Annotated in this window: 8 protein-coding genes; 6 read left to right on the forward strand and 2 right to left on the reverse strand. The window is 73.4% G+C overall.

Going from position 1 to position 14,653, the window contains the following annotated elements:
* Positions 1-398: 398 nt before the first annotated feature.
* The 3 genes from H7H31_RS09675 (at position 399) to H7H31_RS09685 (ending at position 5,300) form a co-directional block, all read left to right on the forward strand.
* Positions 399-1,346 (forward strand): UbiA family prenyltransferase, encoded by a 948-nt coding sequence (locus H7H31_RS09675; protein WP_187061962.1) that lies wholly within the window; start codon positions 399-401, stop codon positions 1,344-1,346.
* Positions 1,347-1,896: 550 nt separating this feature from the next.
* Positions 1,897-4,155: an MMPL family transporter gene (locus H7H31_RS09680; protein WP_187061963.1), complete on the forward strand. Its 2,259-nt coding sequence runs from the start codon at positions 1,897-1,899 to the stop codon at positions 4,153-4,155.
* Positions 4,156-4,451: 296 nt separating this feature from the next.
* Positions 4,452-5,300 (forward strand): NmrA family NAD(P)-binding protein, encoded by an 849-nt coding sequence (locus H7H31_RS09685; RefSeq protein WP_187117879.1) that lies wholly within the window; start codon positions 4,452-4,454, stop codon positions 5,298-5,300.
* 145 nt (positions 5,301-5,445) lie between these two features.
* On the opposite strand, the gene H7H31_RS09690 is transcribed toward H7H31_RS09685, so the two are convergent.
* Together H7H31_RS09690 and H7H31_RS09695 are read right to left on the reverse strand one after the other, a co-directional pair.
* Positions 5,446-6,786, reverse strand: coding sequence for a protoporphyrinogen/coproporphyrinogen oxidase (locus H7H31_RS09690; RefSeq protein WP_187062861.1), 1,341 nt, complete (start codon positions 6,784-6,786; stop codon positions 5,446-5,448).
* A 250-nt stretch (positions 6,787-7,036) separates the two neighbouring features.
* The gene (locus tag H7H31_RS09695) at positions 7,037-8,656 is read right to left on the reverse strand and encodes an AMP-binding protein (RefSeq protein ID WP_187062862.1); all 1,620 of its coding nucleotides are present in this window, start codon (positions 8,654-8,656) and stop codon (positions 7,037-7,039) included.
* Between the two features lie 292 nt (positions 8,657-8,948).
* Between H7H31_RS09695 and H7H31_RS09700 the strand changes: the two genes are divergently transcribed.
* The 3 genes from H7H31_RS09700 (at position 8,949) to H7H31_RS09710 (ending at position 14,546) form a co-directional block, all read left to right on the forward strand.
* Positions 8,949-11,201, forward strand: a complete 2,253-nt coding sequence (locus H7H31_RS09700) for an FAD/NAD(P)-binding protein (protein ID WP_232109763.1) — start codon at positions 8,949-8,951, stop codon at positions 11,199-11,201.
* Between the two features lie 179 nt (positions 11,202-11,380).
* A complete protein-coding gene (pcaB, locus tag H7H31_RS09705) occupies positions 11,381-12,799 on the forward strand; it encodes a 3-carboxy-cis,cis-muconate cycloisomerase (RefSeq protein WP_222625262.1) in 1,419 nt (472 codons plus the stop codon).
* Between the two features lie 646 nt (positions 12,800-13,445).
* Complete coding sequence (locus H7H31_RS09710) at positions 13,446-14,546, forward strand: polyprenyl synthetase family protein (protein ID WP_232109764.1); 1,101 nt, start codon at positions 13,446-13,448, stop codon at positions 14,544-14,546.
* The last annotated feature ends 107 nt before the right edge of the window (positions 14,547-14,653 follow it).

The raw sequence follows: 14,653 nt of genomic DNA on the forward strand, positions 1-14,653 counted from the left end.
GGGCCCGGCGCGTACCCGTGCGGTGCGTGGCCACGGCGCCGCGACCGCGCACCGCGCGGGCGGCACACCACCGTCGGCGCGCCACGGCACCGTGCCGTGCCCACCGCGCGCCGGTCCGGGGCGCACGCCGCGCTCCGCCTCCGCACCACCGCGTGCGCCCCAGCGCGTTCCCGGTCGGGCCCGTAGGACCCGTCCGGTTCGGTAAGACTCCGCACCACTCGTAGGACTGTCGGACGACAGACCCGGGGCGGGGCATCGCGGCGCCCCACCCGCGCCGACCGACGTCCCGCACCGCTGACCGGCACCGATTCCCGCCGGCGTGCCCCGCACGCTCCGAGCACACCGGGAAGACACACCCACCACAACGCGAAGAAACCATCACAGAAGGCAGCAACCGTATGTCGCTGAACACCGCCGCATCGCCGGTCGCCAAGGACCGCTTGAGCGCGTTCGTCAAGCTCGGCAAGCTCTCGTTCTACGACTACTACCTGAGCGCCTTCATCGTGTGGGCCGCGCTGCCCGGTGCGCAGACGTGGGACGGCACGACCTTCGCCGTGATCCTGCTCTACATAGCCGGCTACGTCGGCGTGGTCGCCGCCACCGTCGCGCTGGACGACGTCACCGGCATCCGGGACGGCAGCGACGCGCGCAACTACTCGCCGGAGTCCGGCGCGCTGCGCGACCTGTCCCGCAAGCCACTGCTGAGCGGCGCGCTGACGGTGCGGCAGGCCGAGCTGTTCGGCTGGGGGGCGATGGCCTGGGGCGCGGTGATGTGGTCCCTGGTCTTCGTCATCGCGCCGGAGAACTCGCTGTGGGTCGGGCTCCTGATGGTGGCGGTGCTGGTCTCGAACGTGCAGTACTCGTACGGCCTGAAGATCAGCTACAACTTCGGCCAGGAGATCATCCTGGTCAGCCCGGGCCTGGCCATCCTGATCCCCTACGTCCTGCTCACCGGCGAGGCGACGGGCCTGGTCATCCTGGAGTCGGCGCTGTTCGGCCTGTGGAGCCTGCTGGTCTCCATCTACTCCAACATGAACGACGTGGAGGGCGACCGGCTGGCCGGCCGGCGCAACCTCGCCACCCTCACCACCGCCTCGACCTACCGGAAGATCATCGTCGGGGCACACCTGCTGGAGCCGCTCGCGGTGACGGTGGCCATCGCCGTGGGCGCCGTGCCGGTGTGGTTCGTGGCGCTGATGGTGCCGCTGTGGGCGATGCGCGTCTCCCAGGCCCGCTCGGGCGTCGGCCAGGGCAACCTGCTCCAGGCCCGCATGCTCGGCATCAAGCTGCACCGCTGGGGCGTCCCGGTGCTGCTGCTGGCGAACGTGCTGGAACTGCACGTGTGACCCGCGCGCGGCACCGCCCGGAAGCGGACCGCGCCCAGTCCCCGTGAGCGTCCACGACCGCCCCGCCTCCCCCGCGAAGGCGGGGCGGTCGCCGCCCGCCCCGCGCCGCGCCCGTGGCCGCCCCTCTCGTCTCCCGTGTCGACATCCGGCCGCTGTGGCCCCGTCAGGTCCGGTCGGCCGTACGGCCGGTCACGCGGCGGGCTCCGCCATCGCGGTCAACGCCCGTACGGGAGGCCGCGGGATGACCGCCCGGCACGATGTGGATCACGTTCCGGTGACATTCGGCAGTGGGTCAGGCATGGAACTGGCCACGTGGGGGAGGGTGTTCGGCGACCAGCGCCGAGCCTCGAACCGGACATGCCACCGATGTCCGGATCACCGCGCCGGGCTGGCCCCCACCGTGCCCGGGAAGCGACCCGGCGATCTATGGAACGACTTGCACCGGAGCCAGCGAGAGGTGCAGACTGTTCCATAGGTCTAGTGCAATGTGTTCCACAAGTCCTCGCACGGTGCTCCCCTCTCTCGCGCCGCCCGTCAGGAGATTCCGAAAATGCTCGACAGACTAGCGAGTCTGATCCTCCCCAGGCCAAAGAAAGTGCTGTTGGCCGTGCTGATCATCGCGCTCGCCGTCGGTGGTGCATCGATGGGTCTGACGGACCGGCTGACGATGGGCGGGTACGAGAACACCGACACCGAGTCGCACGAGACCGAGGAGCTCCTGGAGAAGGAGTTCAAGCAGGGCAGCCCCAACCTCTCCATCGTGGTGAGCGACCCGCGCGGCGTCGACGACCCCGCCGTGACCGCCGCTGGCCTGAAACTGACGAAGGGCCTCCAGGACCACGAGCACGTGGCGAACGTCGCCTCGTACTGGTCCATGGACCGGGCCCCCTCCCTCAAGGGCGAGTCGGGCAAGCAGGCGCTCGTCAGCGGTCGCATCCTCGGCGACTTCGACGAGGTCAACGACCGGGTGCAGGACCTCAAGAAGGAGTACTCGGGCAAGGTCGAGGGGCTCGACGTCGAACTGGGCGGCATCGCCCTGATGAACTTCGAGAACGTCGACCAGTCCGCCAAGGACGCCGCCACCGCGGAGACCCTGGTCTTCCCGCTGGTCCTGATCGTGCTGGTGGTCATCTTCGGCTCGCTCGTCGCGGCGGCCCTCCCGCTGGCCGTCGCCCTGGCGACGATGCTCCTCGTCTTCGGCCTGCTGTACCTGATCACCTTCGGGTTCGACGCCAACAACCTGCTGACCAACGTCACCACGCTGCTCGGCCTCGGCCTCGCGATCGACTACAGCCTCCTGTTCATCACGCGCTACCGCGAGGAACTCCAGCGCGGCCAGGAGACCGAGCCCGCCATCCGCGCCACCATGCGCCAGGTGGGCCGCACGGTCATCTTCTCCGCCGTGACGCTGGCCATCGCCTGTATGGCGCTGATGGTCATGCCGTTCGGCATGTTCCAGTCGATCGCCATCGGCGGCGCGGCCACCGCGCTGATGGCGGCGCTCGCCACGCTGGTCATCGTGCCCGCGCTGCTGGCCTGGGCCGGCCCCCGCATCGACAAGCTGCGCCTGATCCGCCGCAAGCCGCGCCCGGTGACCGCGTCGCACGAGGGCGGTTGGCACCGGCTGGCCCTGTTCGTGATGCGCAAGCCCGTGCCCCTAGTGGTCGCGGTGCTCGCCCTGATGGCGCTGCTCGGCTCCCCCGTCCGCGACCTGAACCTGCGCCTGCCGGACGAGCAGATCCTGCCCAAGTCGGCCCAGTCGGCCGAGGTCGCCCAGACGGTCCGCGAGGACTTCAACAACCGCGAGGCGCAGGCCATGCAGGTCGTCGCCGTGGACATCGGCAAGACGGCCGACCGCGAGGACGACATCGCCGCCTACGCCACGCAGCTCTCCGCGCTGCCCAACGTCGCCCGCGTGGACGCCCTCACCGGCAGCTACGCCGGCGGCAAGGAAGTCGCCCCGGCCACCCGGTTCTCGCAGCAGTACGGCACGGACTCGGCCACGTACCTCAGCGTGGTGCCCGCCGTGGACGGCCTCTCCCCCAAGGGCGAGGACATCGTTCGCGACATCCGGGACGCCAAGGCCCCGTTCCCGGTCAAGGTCGGCGGCCACCCGGCCATCTCCGTGGACACCTTCGACGTCTTCGCCGACAACCTGCCGCTCGCCCTCGGCATCATGGCGATCGGCACCTACATCCTGCTCTTCCTGCTCACCGGCAGCCTGTTGCTCCCGCTGATGGCGATGCTGCTGAGCGTGCTGAGCCTGAGCGCCACCTTCGGCTCGCTGGTCTTCGTCTTCCAGGACGGCCACCTGCAGTGGCTGGTCGGCGACTTCATCAACACCGGCGCCATCAACTGGACGGTCCCCGTCCTCGTCGGCACCCTGGGCTTCGGCCTCTCGATGGACTACGCGGTGTTCATCCTCTCCCGCGTCAAGGAGGAGTACGACCGCACGGGCGACAACGAACTCGCCGTCGCCACCGGCCTGGAGCGCGTCGGCAAGGTCGTCACCTACGCGGCGATCATCCTGTCGCTGGTCTTCATCGTCATGCTGACCTCCGGCATCAGCTACATGAAGGCCATGGGCCTCGGCGTGCCGCTCGCGATCCTGCTGGACGCCACGCTGATCCGCGGCATCCTGCTCCCCGCGTCGATGCGCCTGCTCGGCACCAAGAGCTGGTGGGCCCCAGGCCCGATGCGCAAGCTGCACGACCGGTTCGGCATCAGCGAGGGCGGCGAGCCCGCGCCGGCGCCCAGCGCGAGCAGCGGCGGCGACGTCGCACCGGAGCGCACCGTCGACCGCGTCTGACAGACCCGCCGCGCGACCGACCCCCGTGGACGCGCGGCTTCCCAGCAGAGCCCCGCCCGCCGTTCGCCCGGCGCGCGGGGCTCTGCCACGTCACGGGCGCCTTCGCGCCCGACCGATCCCCGACGGGGTGGCGGGGGACCTCATGGGCCGCCCCGGGCCGTGGTCGTTTCCTCGATGTGGGCGACGCGGCCAGGGACACCCCTCGGAGGCACCCCTTCCGGCCCTTGAAGGGGCACCTCGGAGGCACCCCTTCCGGCCCTTGAGTTGAACCGTGGTTCAGGTTCTACGGTCCTCGTATGACCAAGATCCTGGTGACCGGGGCGACCGGCACCGTAGGCAGGCACGTCGTCGCCGGGCTGGCGCGGGCGGACGTGGACGTACGGGCGCTGGTGCGGGACCCGGGGGCGGCGGGGCTGCCGGGTGGGGTGGAGGCGGTGCGGGGGGACCTGGGCGACCCGGACTCGCTGGCGGCGGCGGTGCGCGGGGTGGAGCGGGTGTACCTGATGTGGCCCGGGCTGCCGGTGGACCCACGGGTGCTTGAGGTGATCACCGACCAGGCCCGGCAGGTGGTCTACCTCTCGACGGACGTGGCCGACCTCGCGGACGACGAGGAGCCCACCTCGTACCACCAGGCCATCGAGCGCCAGCTCAGGCGGTCCGGGGTCACCTGGACCTTCCTGCGGGCCATCGACTTCGCGGCCAACGCGCTGCGCTGGGCGGACCAGATACGGCGGGGCACGGTGCGCTACCCGTACGGGCGGGCCGCCAGGTCGCTCATCCACGAGCGGGACATCGCCGAGGTCGCCGTGCGGGCGCTCACCGCCGACGGGGCCGAGCGGCGGCGGCACGACGGGGCGGCCCACCTGCTCACCGGGCCGGCCGCGCTCACCCATGTCGAGCAGGTGCGGATCATCGGCGAGGTGATCGGGCGGGAGGTGCGCTGGGAGGAGATGCCGGCGGAGGTGGCCCAGGAGGAGTTCGCCGCGGCGTGGGGGAACGCGGAGTTCGTGGCGGGCCGGCTGCGGGCCTGGAAGTCCTTCGTGGACACCCCGGAGCGGGTCACCGACACGGTGGAGCGGTTGCTCGGGCGCCCCGCGCTGACCTTCCGCGCGTGGGTCACCGACCACGCGGACGCCTTCCGCTGAGGCACGGGCGGTCCACCGACGGACCGCGGTGCGGCGAAGGCCCCGCCCGCCGGCCGCGAGGGGCCGGCGGGCGGGGCCTGTCGGTCGAGCCGCACGCGGGAGGGCGGGGCGGCCCCCGGGGGGAGGGCGGCGGACCGCCCGTGGGTCAGCGCTGGCCCGAGAGCCAGGCGTGCACCCGGTCCACCGCGAGCTTCGATGAGGCGATGGCCGCCTCGCTGCTCGGGCGCAGGTAGAGCCAGTCGCCCGCGTACTCGATGGGACGCGGCGAGCGGCGGACGAAGCGGCCCCGCAGCCGGAGCGCGGCCGGCGGGGCGGCGGGCAGGCCGTTGGGCCAGCGGACGATGTGGTGTCCGACGTACGCCGAGCGCAGGCCGTCGATGAAGTGGGTGCTCTCGTCCAACGCCCGCTCCAGCACCTCCTCGTCCGGCAGGTCGTACACCTCGTGCACGCGGCGCGGCGAGATCAGCAGGGTGACCAGGCCACGGCCGGCCGGCACCCGGTCGGGGCACTTGTTGTGCTCGATGGTGCAGCCGGAGAAGAGCGAGTTCTCGTTCGGGCCGAGGACGACCGCGTACGAGCGCGGGTTACTCGGGTCGCGGCGCGGCTCCAGGGGGCGGTCGAGGCGGACCGCGACGCGCATCATGGTGGTGAAGGTGGACGCCTCGATGAACGGCCGCTCGTCGTCCGGGAGTCCGGGGTGGATCGAGGGGATCTCCGGCGACGGCTGGGTGAGGACCGCGGCGCGCGCCGTCAGGTCGGTGCCGTCCGCGAAGTGGACGCGCACCTCCTCGCCCTCGCGCACCACGCGCTCCACCGAGCGCGACAGGTGCACCTTGACCCGGCTGGCCAGCGTGCGGGCCATGGTGTCCTGGCCGTCGCGGTAGGTCTGCCAGCGGAAGATGCCCTTGGTGCCCTGCATGATGGCGAGCAGCGGCGCCACCGCGCTGACCTCGGGCTGCCAGCCGAAGGCGGTGTGCGCGATCGGGGCGAGGCTGCGCTCGACCATCTCCTGGCCGTACCGCTCGCCGAACTCGGCCAGCGTCATGTTCCCGTACTTGGAGTTCTCCGGCCATTCCGGGTCGACCTGGCCCGAGCGGCGCATGCCGCCCAGCATCGAGCGGAAGGACTGGACGCGCCCGCCGACGGACAGGCCCGCGCCGAGCACCATGCCCTTGGGGTGCCCCACCCAAGGGTGGTTGCGGCCCTGGTCCCACAGGCCGACCGGGTGCTCGATCTGGTGGATCTGGTTGCCCCGGTCCAGGCCGAGTTCCCGGATGAACTCCCAGGTGGCCGGGTAGCCGTACGGGGAGATCGTCTCCGCGCCACGGTCGGTGGTGTAGCCGTCGACGCGGCTGGAGCGCATCCGCCCACCGGGCGCGTCCTCGGACTCGAACACCTCCACCCGGTGGCCCTCTTGTGTCAACCGGTACGCGGTGGTCAGGCCGGCGATGCCGGCGCCGATCACCGCTATGTCGATGTCAGCCACTCCTGCTCCTCATACGCGTTGCTCCCGCGGGTGCCCGGCCCGGCGCGTGGTGCGGGCGGCGTCGTGCCGCCCGCGTGCTCGCGCGGGCCGGTCCCGTCGGATGGTGGTTCCTCGGTGGTTCGTCGTCTGCTGCCGGGCGTCGCCGCGCGGCCACGGTGCCGCGCCGCCCGTCCCCGCCGGCCGGCCGCGAGCGGGCCGGTGGCGGCGTCCGGCGCGGGGCCTGGCCCCGCGCCGGACGGGAGGTCCCGTCTCAGGTCCAGCGGCCGGAGCCGATGGCCTCCTTGCTGCCCAGCACCTGTTCGCGCAGGTCGAGCCGGCGCACCTTCCAGGTCGCGGTGCGCGGCACCTCGTCCCAGGGCACGAGCTTCGGCTCGGCCATCGGGGGCAGCCCGGCCGTCGCGGCGGCCCACTCCTGCGGGTCGAGCTTGTCGTCCACCATGGACAGCACGGGCACGGGCAGTTCGCCCGGCAGGCCGAGCACGGTGACGTCGGAGGCGCGGGGCAGCCGGTCGAGCAGGATGCTCTCCAGCTCGATGCCGCTGGTGCCGGGGATGATGTCCACCTCGCGGTCGACCAGCTTGAGGCGGCCGAGCGCGTGCATCTCGCCGACGTCGCCGGTGTTCCACCACTGGCCGTCGACCTTCTCCGCGTGCCGGTCGCTCTCGCCGACGTAGTCCAGGCACTGGGCCTTGGTGGAGACCATCATCAGCCCCGGCTCGCCCTTGGCGACCTTGCGGCCGGTCTCGATGTCGACGACCTTGACCTTGTTGAAGCCGGGCGAGGGCCAGCCGATGTCGCTGGTGACCGACGCGTCGTCGGAGATGTTCTTCATCCGGCCCCGGGTGAAGAGCGTGAAGCAGACCGGGCCGACCTCGCTCTGGCCCCAGCCCTGGAGCCACACCGGGAAGCGCCGCTTGGAGACGTTCAGGAAGGTGCGCACCGTGCGCGGGTGGATGGCGTCGAAGGTGCCGACGAACAGCCGCACCTGACGGAAGATCTCCGGCCGCTGGTAGGCCAACTCCTCCCAGCGCTGGAAGATGTTCGGGCACGCCTCCAGGGAGGTGGGCCGGTGCTCCTCGATCATCCGCTCGGCGACCTCGGGGTCGTGCTGGGAGATGATCACGATCTTCTTCGGGGCGAGCACGAACTGCCCCATCACCCAGGACACGATCCGGCCGTGCGCGAACGAGACGGAGGTGGCGGCCACGTCGCGGTGCTTGCTGGCCAGGACGGGGAAGCGGATGCGCTCCATCCGGGCCACGCCGCCAAGCAGCGAGTTGCCGGAGTGGACGACGAGCTTGGGCACGCCGGTGGTGCCGGAGCTGTGCATGATCAGCATGGACTCGTGCGGGGCGCGCAGCCGGGTCGGCGGGGCGTCGGCGCCGTCGAGGTCGCTCAGCGTCAGCGCGTCCTTGGGGGCGCCGTCGCCCAGTTCGCCGAGGACGATCACCTTGGTGCCCGGGTCGCTCAGCTCGATGCCCGCCCGGGCGGCGGCGGCCAGCGCGGTGGGCGAGACCACCAGGACCGAGGGCTTCAGCTTGGCGATCATCGCGCGGTGGTTCTCCGGGGTGTTGGCCCCGGCGATCGTCGCGGGTATCGCCCCGAAGCGCGCCGCCGCCGCGGCGGCCAGCGTCATGTCCAGGTGATTGTCCTTGACAATGGCCACCCGATCGCCCGCGCGGGCCCCCGCGGCATAAAGCCGGGCGGAGAAGTCCCGCACCGTGTGGGCGAGTTGTCCGGCGTCAAAACGCGTGCCCTGATCGGGGGCTATGTCAAAGGGCCGGTCCAGGTAAGCGACGGTCTGCTGCTTGGCCTGTGCGTGCCATTCAAACAGTTCAGCGATGTTCAGCGGGTGTTTCCGATAGGACATTCCAGCTCTCCCCACCTAGGAACGGGATTACCTTCACGACGGGCCGCGCGGGTGGCCGCGCAGCGTGCGTGCAGGCGCTGGTCGCCCGGGGTTATGAAGGCTAGAAGTTGTCACAAAGTAGGCTCCGACCTGCACGAATGGCCATAGCAAGCCGCATGGCAAGCTCCACCATGTCAGATAGCAAGAACTAGCCGCTACCGTGCACGAGTACTTTCCCCAAGACTCGGTGGCCAGTTCGCTCAGGACGGGCCGATCCGCTCGGCGACACGTCGTACAGGGAATGGAGAGCGGCATGGCCAGCACGCGCCTCGATGTCTGCATCATCGGGGTGGGCCCACGCGGTCTCTCCGTCCTGGAACGGCTCTGTGCCAATGCCCGGCATTTTCCGGCACTCGGGGCGCTGACCGTGCACGTGGTCGATCCGTACGTACCGGGCCCCGGCCAGGTATGGCGGACCGACCAGTCCCGGCACCTGCTGATGAACACCGTGGCCTGCCAGGTGACCGTCTTCACCGACGACAGCGTGGACATGGCGGGCCCGCTGGCCCCGGGCCCCAGCCTCTACGAATGGGCCCGCGCGCTCGGCGCGCGGAACGCGGCGCCCTCCGGGGGCGTGCCCCCGCAACCGGGTGCGCGACGGGCGCACGAGGCACCCGCCAGCGCCACCCGGCAGCCGCCCGGCACGCCCTCCGATGCGCACCCGCGAGCCCCGCGAACGGCGGCGTCCGACGCCTACGGCCTCCCGGGCCCTGGCGACCCGCCCTGCGACGCCGCAACCCTGGCCGAGGCCGCCGCGCTGGGCCCGGACACCTATCCGACCCGCGCGCTGTACGGCAGCTACCTCGCCTGGGCCTTCGGGCGCATCGTCGCCGGCGCCCCCGCGCGGGTCACCGTCCGCGTGCACGCCGGGCGGGCCGTGGCGTTGGACGACGGGGCGGCGGGCACCCAGACCGTGACGCTGGAGGACGGCGGCCGGCTCGAAGGGTTGGACGCGGTCGTGCTGGCCCAGGGCCACCTCCCCGTCGAGCCGTCGCCGGCGCAGGCGCGGCTGGCCGACTTCGCCGCCGGGCACGGCCTGGTGTACGTACCGCCGGCCAACCCGGCCGACGCCGACCTCTCGGGCATCGCACCCGGCGACACCGTGCTGCTGCGCGGGCTCGGGCTCAACTTCTTCGACCACATGGCCCTGTTGACGCAGGGCCGCGGCGGCCGGTACGAGCGCCGCGCGGGCCGCCTGGTCTACCTTCCGTCGGGCCGCGAGCCTCGGTTGTACGCCGGCTCGCGCCGGGGCATGCCGTACCACGCGCGGGGCGAGAACGAGAAGGGCGTCGAGGGTCGCCACGAGCCGTTCCTGCTCACCCCGGAGCTGATAGCCAAGCTGCGCGCGCAGGCGGCCGGCACCCCAGGGCTCGCCTTCCGCGAGGCACTGTGGCCGCTGGTCGCGCGCGAGGTGGAGACCGTCTACTACTGCGCGTTGCTGACCGCGCGCGGCGAGGCCGAGCGGGTCGCCGCGTTCCGGGAGCGCTACCTCGCGCACGCGGCGGACGGCGCGGCGACGGCGTACGACACCGCCCGCCCCGACGCCGCCGACACCACCCAGCCCGACGCCGCCCGTGGCGCGTCCGCCGCCGCGAGCCACCCGGCGGACCCGGCCGGCCCCGCCTCCGCGCATCCGCCGATCAGCGCCGCCGACGCGGAGTTGCTGACCGCGTTCGACATCCCGGCGGCCGAGTGGTGGGACTGGTCGGCCATCGAGCAGCCCTACGCGGAGCGCGAGTTCAGCGGCCCGGACGACTTCCGGGACTGGCTGCTCGACCAGTTGCGGAGCGATCTGGAGGCCGCCCGCGCGGGCAACGTCAGCGGCCCGCTCAAGGCCGCCCTCGACGTCCTGCGCGACCTGCGCAACGAGCTGCGGCTCGCGGTCGACCACGGCGGGCTGAGCGGCGATTCCTACCGCGCCGACCTGGACCGCTGGTACACCCCGCTCAACGCCTACCTGTCCATCGGCCCGCCCGCGCGGCGCATCGAGGAGCTGCTGGCGTTGATCGAGGCGGGCACGCTGCGCGTCGCCGGGCCCGCGCTGCGGATCGTGGCCGACCCGGACGCTGGCGCGTTCGTCGCCGAGTCGCCGGCCGTGCCCGGCTCGCGGGTCAGCGCCCGCGTGCTGATCGAGGCCCGGCTGCCGGAGATCGACCTGCGCCGCACGGCCGACCCGCTGCTGCGCCACCTGCTCGCCACCGGCCAGTGCGCCCCGTACCGACTGCCGGCCACGGACGGCACGGCGTACGAGACCGGCGGGCTGGCCGTCACCGAGCGCCCCTACCGGCTGCTGGACGCGCACGGCGTGCCGCACCCGCGGCGGTTCGCGTACGGCGTGCCCACCGAGGCCGTGCACTGGGTGACGGCGGCCGGCATCCGGCCCGGCGTGGGCTCGGTGATCCTCAGCGACTCGGACGCCATCGCGCGGGCCGTGCTCGGTGACGACCCCACCCGCGCGCCGGACGCGCCGGCCCCGGCGCTCGCGGCGACGGCGGTCGACCGGTGAGCACGGGAGGGGCGCCACGGGCGCGGCCCGAAGCCGAACCGGTGGGAGGCGCCGGCGCGGGCCCCGGGGCGCGCGAAGCCGCACCCACCGAGCCGGCGCGCGACAGCGCGACCGCGACCGCGCCCGGCGCCGAGACCACCGGGCAGCTCGCCGACGCCGAACGGTTCGCCGACGCGGGGCTGCTCTCGCCGGTGCGCGCGGGCACGCCCGTGGAGGCGGCCGTCGCCGACCACGCCTGGCTGCGGGCGATGCTGGACGCGGAGGCCGCGCTGGCCCGGGCGCAGGCCCGGCTCGGCACAGTGCCGGCCGCGGCGGCCCGGGTCATCAGCGACGCGGCGCGGGCCGCGCACCTGGACCTGTTCGCGCTGGCCCGAAGCGCCCGCGAGGCGGCGAACCCGGTGGTCGGCCTCGTGCGGGAGTTCACCTCGGTGGTCGCCGCGCGGGACGCGGCGGCGGCCGAGTACGTCCACCGCGGCTCGACCAGCCAGGACATCTTCGACACCGGCGCGATGCTGGTCGCCGACCGGGCCCTGGGCCTGGTCATCCCCGACCTCGACCGGACCGCCGAGGCGCTGGCCGGCCTCGCCGAGCGGCACCGGGACACGGCCATGGCCGGCCGCACCCTGACCCTGCACGCCGTGCCCACCACCTTCGGGCTCAAGGCCGCCGGCTGGATGTGGCTCGTGCTCGACGCGGCGGGGCGGCTGCGCCGGGTACGCGAACAGCTCCCGGTCCAACTCGGCGGCGCGGCCGGCACGCTGGCCGGCTACCTGGAGTACGCGGGGCACGGGCACGGCTCGCCGGGCGCGGCCTCGTACGCGTACGAGCTGACCGCCGCCTTCGCCGCCGAGACCGGGTTGGCCCAACCTGTGCTGCCCTGGCACGCACTGCGCACCCCGATGGCCGATCTGGCCGCCGCGCTCGCCTTCACCTCGGGCGCGCTCGGCAAGATCGCCGTGGACGTGCAGTCGCTGACCCGGACCGAGGTCGGCGAGGTGCACGAGGGCGCGGTCGCCGGGCGCGGCGCCTCGTCGGCGATGCCGCACAAGCGCAACCCGGTGCTGGCCACCGTGATCCGCTCCGCCGCGCTCCAGGTGCCGCAGCTCGCGGCCACGGTGACCGGCGCGATGGCCGTCGAGGACGAGCGGTCGGCCGGCGGCTGGCACGCCGAGTGGGAGCCGCTGCGCGCCTGCCTGCGGCTGACGGGCGGCGCGGCGGCGCACGCCGTGGAGCTGGCCGAGAACCTGTCCGTCGCCTCCGACCGGATGCGCGCCAACCTCGACCTGACCGGCGGCCAGCTCGTCTCCGAGCGGATCGCGGCGGCGCTGGCACCGCTGCTCGGCAAGGCCGTCGCCCGGCAGGTGCTCAGCCGGGCGTCCGCCGACGCGGCGGCCTCCGGACGCACCCTTGAGGCCGTGCTCGGCGAACTGCCCGAGGTGACCCGGCACCTGTCGGCCGCGCGCCTGGCCGACCTGGTCGAGCCGACGCACTACACCGGCGCCGCCGGCGCGCTGGTGGACCGCGCGCTGACCAGGCCGCGCCCCGGCCGCTGGCAGGACGTTGTCATGGCCCCGAACAGCCCAGAACCGCAGGATTGACCCATGACCTGGGAAGGGCAGGCGAGGGCGGGCGCGGCGCCGGCGCGTTGGCGCGCAGCGGCGGCCACGTCGCGCTGCCCCGGCGGCCGACCGGCCACCGCCGGCGCACGGCACCGTGCCGCACTCCCGGGCCCCACCGCCGCTCCCAGCGGCCACGGAGACGACCGCGACCGCACCACCGCGCACGCCGGGCGCTCGCAGCGCGCACAGGCTCGTACGCACCGCCCGCACGCCCCGGCCGGCCCGGCCACGAGCCCGGCCTCCGGGGCGGAGCCGAGCGGAGCCGTGCCGGGCCGCTCCGCGCGGCAAACGCCCCGGCCGGCCCGGGTCCGCATCCCGCACGGCCCGGGCGACGGGGCCACCGCCGTGCCCCACCCCAGACGCGCCCCTGGCGCCCCACCCTGGCTCCCGCCCGCCACGGAGCAGACACCGGCACCGGGCAGCCACCTGAGATCCTTGCCGAGCCGCCCGACCGCCTAGCACGCCCAGATCATCCAGATCACTCAGATCATGCAGATCACTGTCGACGCGCCAGGCCGCGACCCGGGTGAGCCGGACGCGACAGCGCGACACCGTCGGCCACGGCGCCGACACCCGCACGACCACCACCGAGGACTCTGTCTTCCTCCATGCCGGGGAGCTTGTTGTGACATCCATCGAGGCGACGACCACCGTGGCCAACACCGACGCCAGTCGGGGCACACCAGCCAGTCAGGGCACACCGCGGGAGCTGCGCGACCGCATGCTGGCCCGGGTCGAGGAGCGGCTGGCGGCGCTGCTCGCGCAGGAGCGGGCGTACTGGAGCGAGCAGAACCCGGACGCGCTGGAGCTGGTGGACTGCGTCGGCGCCATGGTCGCCAGCGGCGGCAAGCGGCTGCGGCCGGCGTTCTGCATCGCGGCCTACCTCGCCGCCGGCGGCGACCCCGAGTCCGAGGTGGCCGTGGACGCCGCCGCCGCGCTGGAGTTGATGCACACCTCGGCGCTGCTCCACGACGACGTGCTGGACGAGTCGGAGCTGCGGCGCGGCGGGCCCACCGCGCACGTGCTGCACGCCACGCTGCACCGCGAGCGCGACTGGCACGGCGACGCCCGGCACTACGGGCAGAGCGTGGCGATGCTCGCCGGCAACCTGGCCATCGTCTACGCCGAGCGGCTGCTCGCCCACTGCCCGCCGGCCGCGCGCTCGGTGTGGGGCGAGCTGTCGACGGAGCTGATGGTGGGGCAGTTCCTCGACGTGCGGGCCGCCGCCAGGTTCCAGCCGGACATCCCGCTGGCCCGCTGGATAGCGCTGTTCAAGTCCGGCCGCTACACCGTCTACCGGCCGCTGGCGGTGGGCGCGATGCTGGCGGGCGGCTCGCCCGAGCTGCTGACCCCGTTCGAGGAGTACGGGCTCGCGCTCGGCGAGGCGTTCCAGTTGCGCGACGACCTGCTGGACGCGTTCGGCGACACGGACATCACGGGCAAGCCGGCCCGTCTCGACTTCAAGCAGCACAAGATGACGCTGCTGATGTCCTTCGCCCTCCAGGACGAGCCCGAGGTCAAGGCCCTGGTCGGCGACGACCTGCCGAACACGGACCCCGAGGAGCTGCACGCGCTGCTCCTGAAGACGGGCATGAAGGACCGCGTCGAGTCGGTCATCGAGGAGCGGCTGAAGGTCGCCAACGACGCGGTGAGCGCGGCGCTCCCGGCCGAGTGGGCCGCCGAGCTGCACGCGATGGCGCGGGCGGCGGCGTACCGGGAGAAGTGAGCCGGTCCCGGCTCCGCCCCGTGCGCCGGGCGCGCCCGGGGCGGGGCGGGATGGGGCGGCCCGTCAGGGCCTGTCGAGCCAGACAGGGTCGGGCAGGCAAAAGAGCC

Source organism: Streptomyces buecherae, from assembly GCF_014295035.1.
Taxonomy (GTDB): Bacteria; Actinomycetota; Actinomycetes; order Streptomycetales; family Streptomycetaceae; genus Streptomyces; species Streptomyces youssoufiensis.